This is a genomic window from Mycobacterium sp. (genome assembly GCF_044370595.1).
Taxonomy (GTDB): Bacteria; Actinomycetota; Actinomycetes; order Mycobacteriales; family Mycobacteriaceae; genus Mycobacterium.
In genome coordinates, this window is the sequence record NZ_JBILVF010000026.1 from 25856 (window position 1) to 32670 (window position 6815).

The following is a 6815-nucleotide window of genomic DNA, read 5'->3' on the forward strand; positions in this document are numbered from 1 at the left end:
CGCCTACTTGATCAGCGGATCGCGGGGCATGCCCAGGATGCGTTCGGCGATCTGGTTGCGCGCCACCTCCGAGGTGCCACCGGCGATCGCCATCCCGCGGGCGCCCATCGCGGCGCGGGCAGCCAGGGCGGCTTCGCCGTCGTCGAGCGCCAAGTCCGGGCCCATCAGTGCCGCGGCGATCGCGCCCTGCTCGCCGAAATGCTCGGCCAACTTCAGTTTGGTGATGTTGCCCTCGGGTCCGGGGCCGGCGCCTTCGATGCTGCGGGCGGCGCGACGCAGGTTGAGCAGCCGCAGACCGTGGTCGTCGGCCAGGAAGCGGCCGACCCGTTGGGCGGCGCCGGCCATCCGGTCGCCGTGGGTCTGGGCCAGGTGTACCAGCCACGCCGTTGCCGCCGCGATGCCTCCTGCTCCCCCACCGATGCTGACCCGTTCATTGCCCAACGTCGCCCGGGCCACCGTCCAGCCGGCGTTGGGTTCTCCGACGATGTCCTCGTCGGGGACGAACACGTCGTTGAGGAACACCTCGTTGAACTCCGAACCGCCGGTGATCTGCCGCAGCGGCCGGACCTCCACGCCGGGGGCCTTCATGTCCAGGATCACCATGGTGATGCCGGCATGCTTGGGTGCGTCGAAATCGGTTCGGACGGTGGCTAATCCGCGCTGGCAGTAGTGCGCGCCCGACGTCCACACCTTCTGGCCGTTGATGATCCAGCCGCCGTCGACGCGGGTGGCCTTCGTTTTCACCGCGGCGGCATCAGAACCGGCCGACGGCTCGGAGAACAGCTGGCACCAGATCTCGTCCTTGCGCAGCGCCTTCTCCACGAAACGTTCGATCTGGGAGGGTGTGCCGTGCTGGATGAGCGTCAGGATCACCCAGCCGGTGATGCCGTAGTCGGGGCGGGTCACCCCGGCGGCGGCGAACTCCTCTTCCACCAGCAGTTGCTCGACGGCCCCGGCGGCCCGGCCCCACGGCTTGGGCCAGTGCGGCATGACGTATCCGGTGGCGATCAGTTCGTCGAGTTGAGCGTTGGCGTCCAGGGCGGCGATGCGCTGGGCCTCCGCCCGGATCTCGGCGCGGATCTGGTCGGCCTCCGGCGGCAGATCCAGACTATTGGCGCGGGTGAGGCCCTTGGCCGTCAAATTGAACAGGTCGGTGGCCGGGCCGTCCCCGCCGAGCAGGGCCTGCACCGTCAGCGCGCGGCGCAGATGCAGGTGCGCATCGTGCTCCCAGGTGAACCCGATGCCGCCGTGCACCTGGATGTTCAGTTCGGCGTTGCGGACGTAGGCCGGGTAGGCCAGCGTGGCGGCCGCCGCGGCGATCAACTCGAACTGTTGCTCGTCCGCCCCGGCGGCGCGGGCCGCGTCCCACACGCAGGCCACCGCCGACTCCGAGCCCACCAGCATATTGGCGCAGTGATGTTTGACGGCCTGGAACGTGGCGATGGTGCGGCCGAATTGCTCCCGCACCTTGGCGTACTCGACAGCGGCGTCCACACAGTCCGACGCCCCGCCGACGGCTTCGGCGGCGAACAGGGTGCGGGCGCGGGCCAGTGCGGCACCGCGGGCACCGGGCAGCACCTCGACGGCGGCGTCGGCCAGGCTCACCGTTCCCGATCGGCGGGTGGGGTCCAGGTTTTTCGGCACCTGCACCGTCACACCGTCGGCGCCGCGCTCCACCAGCAGCATGTCCTCACCGGCGGCGATCAGCAGCACATCGGCCAGCCCGGCGCCCAGAACCACACCGGCATTTCCGGAGGCCCGGCCACCGGCGGCCGTCACATCACCGCCGAAACCCACTGCCCCGGTGCGGGATCCGTCAATCAGGCCCGGCAGCAGCCGGGCCTTCTGCTCCTCGCTGCCGACTGCGGCCAGCACCGCCGAGACCACCACCGTCGGCACGAACGGCCCCGGCGCCACCGCGCGGCCGAGTTCGTCGATGACCACGACCAACTCCGGCAGCCCGAAACCCGAACCGCCGTAGGACTCCTCGACATGCATGCCCAGCCAACCCAATTCGGCCAACTCCGGCCAGAACGGCGGGCGGGTCTCCTCGTCGGCGTCGAGCATGTCGCGCGCCGCCGACCGCGCCTTCTGGGCGGTGAGGAACGATCGGGCGACTCCGCCGAGTTCGCGGTGGTCGTCGGTCAATGCGATCGGCATCGTTGCCTCCTGGTCGGGACGTCCTGCAACCGACGTTACCGCCGACCGGCGGCCGGGGGCACTGCAGGCCTGTCGGCGGCTAGTCCAGGGCGTCGATCAACTGGCCGACGGTGTGGTGGGACTCCAGCGGATGGCGAAGTCGACCCTTCGGGTTGACCGTGTAGAGGTTGCGGCGGCCTTCCTTCTTCTTCTTCAGGTAGCCGCCCTCGGTCAGGTCGGACAGGATCACCTGGACGGCGCGTTCGGTGATGCCGATGCGCAGGCCGAGTTCCCGGGCGGTCAGCGCCTCGCCCCGGGACAGACACAGCAGCACGTGGGCGTGGTTGGTCAGGAAGGTCCAGCCGCGTCCCGAAGTCAGCTCCGCCATGCTTATTGTTGTATCACCCGATCCATTCACGTAACACCGTTCGCAACTAAAGGCGGGCGAATTCGGCCTTTCCGCGTTCGAACTCCTCCAGCATGTCCGCGGTCAGGGTGGGCCGCACCTCACCGATGGCCCTCAGGAAGTCCTCGGTGACCGCCGGCAGCCCGCGACCGTCGCGCATCTCCCGCTCGAACGCGGCCTGGGCACCCTTGCGGGCAGCGAACTCGATATCGGCCGGGGTGAACAGTTCCGAGGCGGTGACCAGGCGATCGACGTCGATCCCGCCCCCCGCTCCGCCGTTGGCCGCACCGAGGTAGCGCTGCCAGACCGCGCGGCGGGCCGGCTGATCGGGCGGGCCGACCGGGATGACGTAGTCGAACCGACCGGGCCGCAGGAACGCCGAGTCCAGTGAGTGCACCGCATTGGTGGCGCACACCAGCAGTCGGCTGTCGTGCTGACGGAACGCCGGAATGAGTTTCAGCAGTTCATTGGTGACGCCGAGTTCGGTGCTCGACGCACCGGCCCGCGCGGTGGCGATCTCCTCCACCTCGTCGATGAACAACACCAACTCGTCGAGTTCGGCCAGGTCGGCAAACGCCTCCCGCAGCGACGCCGCCAGCCCGCCGGTTCCGGTCGCCGCCAACCGGGATGGGAACAACTCGACGAACGGCCAACCCAGCCGCGACGAAATCGCTTTGGCGAAGCTGGTTTTCCCGGTTCCGGGCGGGCCGAACAGAATGACGGCCTTCGGCGGGCTGACCCCGTACCGGTCGGCCACCTCCGGGTGGGCCAGCGGATCGACGATGCGGCGTTCGATGATCTGTTTCTCGGTTTCCATGCCGGCCAGGTCGTCCCACAGCCCGGGCGGCAGCATCTGCCCGCCGATCTCGTCGAGCAGGTTGGCCTGGTCGGGCCCGAGGTGTTCGATCAGTTCGTAGTAGACCAGCTGGTCACGGCGGGCGTAGCCGGAGTTCTCCAGGGCCGCAGCCCCGGTCGCCCCGTCGGGCAGCGCGGCGCAGATCCGCCGCACCCCCGCCGATCGCAGCCGCCGCTCCAGATCGGCCAGCAGCGCCGATCCGACGCCACGGCCCCGCCACCGCGCGCCGATGGCCAGTAGCAGGATCCAGGCCCGTTCGCCCTGGGTCTGGGCCACCGCCATGCCGATCACCTCGTCGCCGACCTCGGCGACCACCGCCGGTTCACGGGCGCGCGCTGCGGCCATCACCTCGGCGACGCTGAACACCGGTTCGGCCGCGCCCGGGCCACGACTCTGGTCCCACACGGCGATGGCCTGATCGAGATCTTCGTCGTGGTAGTCACGCAGCCGCCATACCGGCATCGCGCTCACCTCCTCTGCACTAGGTCGAGCCTGCCGGGATCTGCGCTGTAAGCATCCCCCATCCGGTGGATATCGACAGGGAGGCTCCGATTCCCACACAAACACGTCCACGTCGGGACCGCACGGGGTGCGAGGATCACCTCAGCACATCATCGAGGAGAGAACCGTGACATCACCGCCCGCCGCGCCGCCGGACCGCATCGAGGAGGTCCGCGGCGACGTCACCTTCGTCCGCACCGAGCCCGGTCTGCCGCCGGTGGCGATCATCGACCGCTCGCCGATCACCACCCGACACAAGCTGGTGTTCGGCGCCATCGCCGTGCTCGGTGCGATCGCGTGGGCGGTGATCGCGTTCCTGCGCGGTGAGACCGTCAACGCGGTGTGGTTCGTCATCGCGGCGATCTGCACCTACGTCGTCGGGTTCCGGTTCTACGCCCGGCTGATTGAGATGAAGATCGTCCGCCCGCGCGATGACCACGCCACCCCGGCGGAGATCTACGAGAACGGCACCGACTACATGCCCACCGACCGGCGGGTGCTGTTCGGGCATCACTTCGCGGCGATCGCCGGGGCCGGTCCGCTGATCGGCCCGGTGCTGGCCATTCAGATGGGCTACCTGCCGGGGGCCATCTGGATCATCATCGGCGCGGTGCTGGCCGGGTGCGTGCAGGACTACCTGGTGCTGGCGATCTCCACCCGACGCCGCGGCCGCTCGCTGGGCCAGATGGCCCGCGACGAACTCGGCGTGGTGGGCGGCGCGGCGGCGATCATCGGGGTGCTGGTGATCATGGTGATCCTGCTGGCGGTGCTGGGCCTGGTGGTGGTCAACGCGCTGGCCGAAAGCCCGTGGGGGGTCTTCTCGATCGCGATGACCATCCCGATCGCCATTTTCATGGGCCTGTATCTGCGTTACCTGCGGCCCGGCCGGGTCTCGGAGGTGTCGCTGATCGGGGTGGGGTTGCTGCTGCTGGCGGTGGTGGCCGGCGGCTGGGTCGGCCACAGCGACTGGGGCCAACAGTGGTTCACCCTGTCCAAGGTCACCCTGTCGTGGTGTCTGATCCTCTACGGCCTAGCCGCCTCGGTGCTGCCGGTGTGGCTGCTGCTGGCACCGCGCGACTACCTGTCGACGTTCATGAAGGTCGGCACCATCGCCCTGCTGGCCGTCGGCATCCTGCTGGCCCGGCCGGTCATGCAGGCACCGGCCATCTCCCAGTTCGCCTCCTCCGGCGCGGGCCCGGTGTTTGCCGGGTCGCTGTTCCCGTTCCTGTTCATCACCATCGCCTGCGGGGCGCTGTCGGGCTTCCACTCGCTGATCGCCTCGGGCACCACGCCGAAGTTGCTGGAGAAGGAAAGCCAGATGCGGCTGATCGGTTACGGCGGCATGATGACCGAGTCGTTCGTGGCGGTCATGGCGCTGATCACCGCCTCCATCCTCAACCAGCACCTGTACTTCACCATGAACGCCCCGGCCGCGGCCACCGGCGGGACCGCCGAGACCGCGGCCGCCTACGTCAACAAACTGGGGCTGTCCGGGCCGCCGATCACCCCGGCGGAGATCGACGCCGCCGCCGCCAGTGTCGGTGAGCAGTCCATCGTGTCCCGGACCGGCGGCGCCCCCACCCTGGCGTTCGGCATGGCCGAGGTGCTGACGGTGTTCGGCGGTAGCGGCCTCAAGGCGTTCTGGTACCACTTCGCGATCATGTTCGAGGCGCTGTTCATTCTGACCACGCTGGATGCCGGCACGCGGGTGGCCCGGTTCATGCTGTCCGACGGGCTGAGCAACCTCGGCGGCCCGTTTCGCCGGCTGCACGACCCGAGTTGGAAGGTCGGTGCGTGGGTGTGCAGCGTGATCGTCGTCGCCGCCTGGGGTTCGATCCTGCTGATGGGTGTCACCGACCCCTTGGGTGGCATCAATACGCTCTTCCCGCTGTTCGGTATCGCCAACCAGTTGCTGGCGGCGATCGCGCTGACGGTGGTCACCGTGGTCGTGATCAAGATGGGATTGCTGAAATGGGCCTGGATTCCGGGCATTCCGCTGTTGTGGGATCTGATCGTGACGCTGACGGCGTCCTGGCAGAAGATCTTCTCCGGTGACCCCAAACTCGGCTACTGGACCCAGCATTTCCAGTTCCGCGCCGCCGAGGAGGCCGGTAAGACGTCCTTCGGTGCGGCCAAGAACCCCGACCAGTTATCCGACGTGATTCGCAATACGTTCATTCAGGGCACCCTGTCGATCATCTTCGCGGTGGTGGTGATCATCGTGGTGGCTGCTGCGGTGGTGATGGCGGTGCGGTCCATGCGCGGCGGCGGCCGCCCGTTGGCGGTGGAAGATCCCGTCCCGTCCCGGATTTTCGGGCCCTCCCGACTGTTCGCCACACCGCTGGAGAAGGAGGTGCAGAGGCAATGGGACGCATTGGGGGATTCTGGGTCGACGTCGGCCGCCAGATCCGCTGGTATGTCGGCGCATTGATGGGCGACAGTCACTACCACCGCTACGTCGCCCACCGCCGTCGGGTACATCCGGGTGAGGCGGTGCTCTGCGAGTCGGAGTACTGGCGGATGCGGCACCGTCAGGCTGAGGCCAACCCCGGGGCGCGCTGCTGCTGAGACGGTTCTGCACCGCAAGGTCGTGCGACCACAGCGATTCGAAAGACCCGGCCCCATTCCAGGGACCGGGCCTCTCCGGGTCAGGTCTGTCGGGGCGCTCTGGGGCGCCCGAGGACTCCTGTTCCCAGTGCCGCGCGCGATTAAACCCAACAAGATGAGCGCGCCAATTCAGACCTGACGGCCCCGCCCCCCGGGGTGGGGGGCAGGGCCGGTCCGGGGACCCCGAGGCTGTGCCCGGGGTGTTCTACGCCAGCGGCTACGGGGTGCCGGGGGTGCCGGGGGTGCCGTTGACCTGAACCGCCGAGGGGCCCAGCGCGACCGCTTCCCCACCGTCCCCACCGGACC

Annotated in this window: 4 protein-coding genes and 1 pseudogene; 2 read left to right on the forward strand and 3 right to left on the reverse strand. The window is 68.9% G+C overall.

Translation table 11 applies throughout. The annotated features are described in order from the left end of the window. Nucleotides 1-3 precede the first annotated feature (3 nt). The 3 genes and pseudogenes from ADBZ5N_RS05990 to ADBZ5N_RS06000 all read right to left on the reverse strand — a co-directional run. Complete coding sequence (locus ADBZ5N_RS05990) at nucleotides 4-2160, reverse strand: acyl-CoA dehydrogenase family protein (protein ID WP_526256568.1); 2157 nt, start codon at nucleotides 2158-2160, stop codon at nucleotides 4-6. A 79-nt stretch (nucleotides 2161-2239) separates the two neighbouring features. After that, nucleotides 2240-2527 (reverse strand): helix-turn-helix transcriptional regulator, encoded by a 288-nt coding sequence (locus ADBZ5N_RS05995; RefSeq protein ID WP_526256569.1) that lies wholly within the window; start codon nucleotides 2525-2527, stop codon nucleotides 2240-2242. Between the two features lie 46 nt (nucleotides 2528-2573). After that, a pseudogene (locus ADBZ5N_RS06000) lies at nucleotides 2574-3890 on the reverse strand (ATP-binding protein); the annotation flags it as partial. A gap of 139 nt (nucleotides 3891-4029) precedes the next feature. Between ADBZ5N_RS06000 and ADBZ5N_RS06005 the strand changes: the two are divergent. Beyond that, the gene (locus ADBZ5N_RS06005; protein ID WP_526256570.1) at nucleotides 4030-6333 is read left to right on the forward strand and encodes a carbon starvation CstA family protein; all 2304 of its coding nucleotides are present in this window, start codon (nucleotides 4030-4032) and stop codon (nucleotides 6331-6333) included. Beyond that, nucleotides 6333-6470, forward strand: coding sequence for a CstA-like transporter-associated (seleno)protein (locus tag ADBZ5N_RS06010; protein ID WP_526256571.1), 138 nt, complete (start codon nucleotides 6333-6335; stop codon nucleotides 6468-6470). The genes ADBZ5N_RS06005 and ADBZ5N_RS06010 overlap by 1 nt, the downstream gene beginning before the upstream one ends. Nucleotides 6471-6815: the final 345 nt, after the last annotated feature.

What these genes read in the sequence shown, in the direction of transcription:
- ADBZ5N_RS05990 (WP_526256568.1), bottom strand. Translation starts at nt 2,160, where the DNA reads ATGCCGATCGCATTGACCGACGACCACCGCGAACTCGGCGGAGTCGCC.
- ADBZ5N_RS05995 (WP_526256569.1), bottom strand. Translation starts at nt 2,527, where the DNA reads ATGGCGGAGCTGACTTCGGGACGCGGCTGGACCTTCCTGACCAACCAC.
- ADBZ5N_RS06010 (WP_526256571.1), top strand. Translation starts at nt 6,333, where the DNA reads ATGGGCGACAGTCACTACCACCGCTACGTCGCCCACCGCCGTCGGGTA.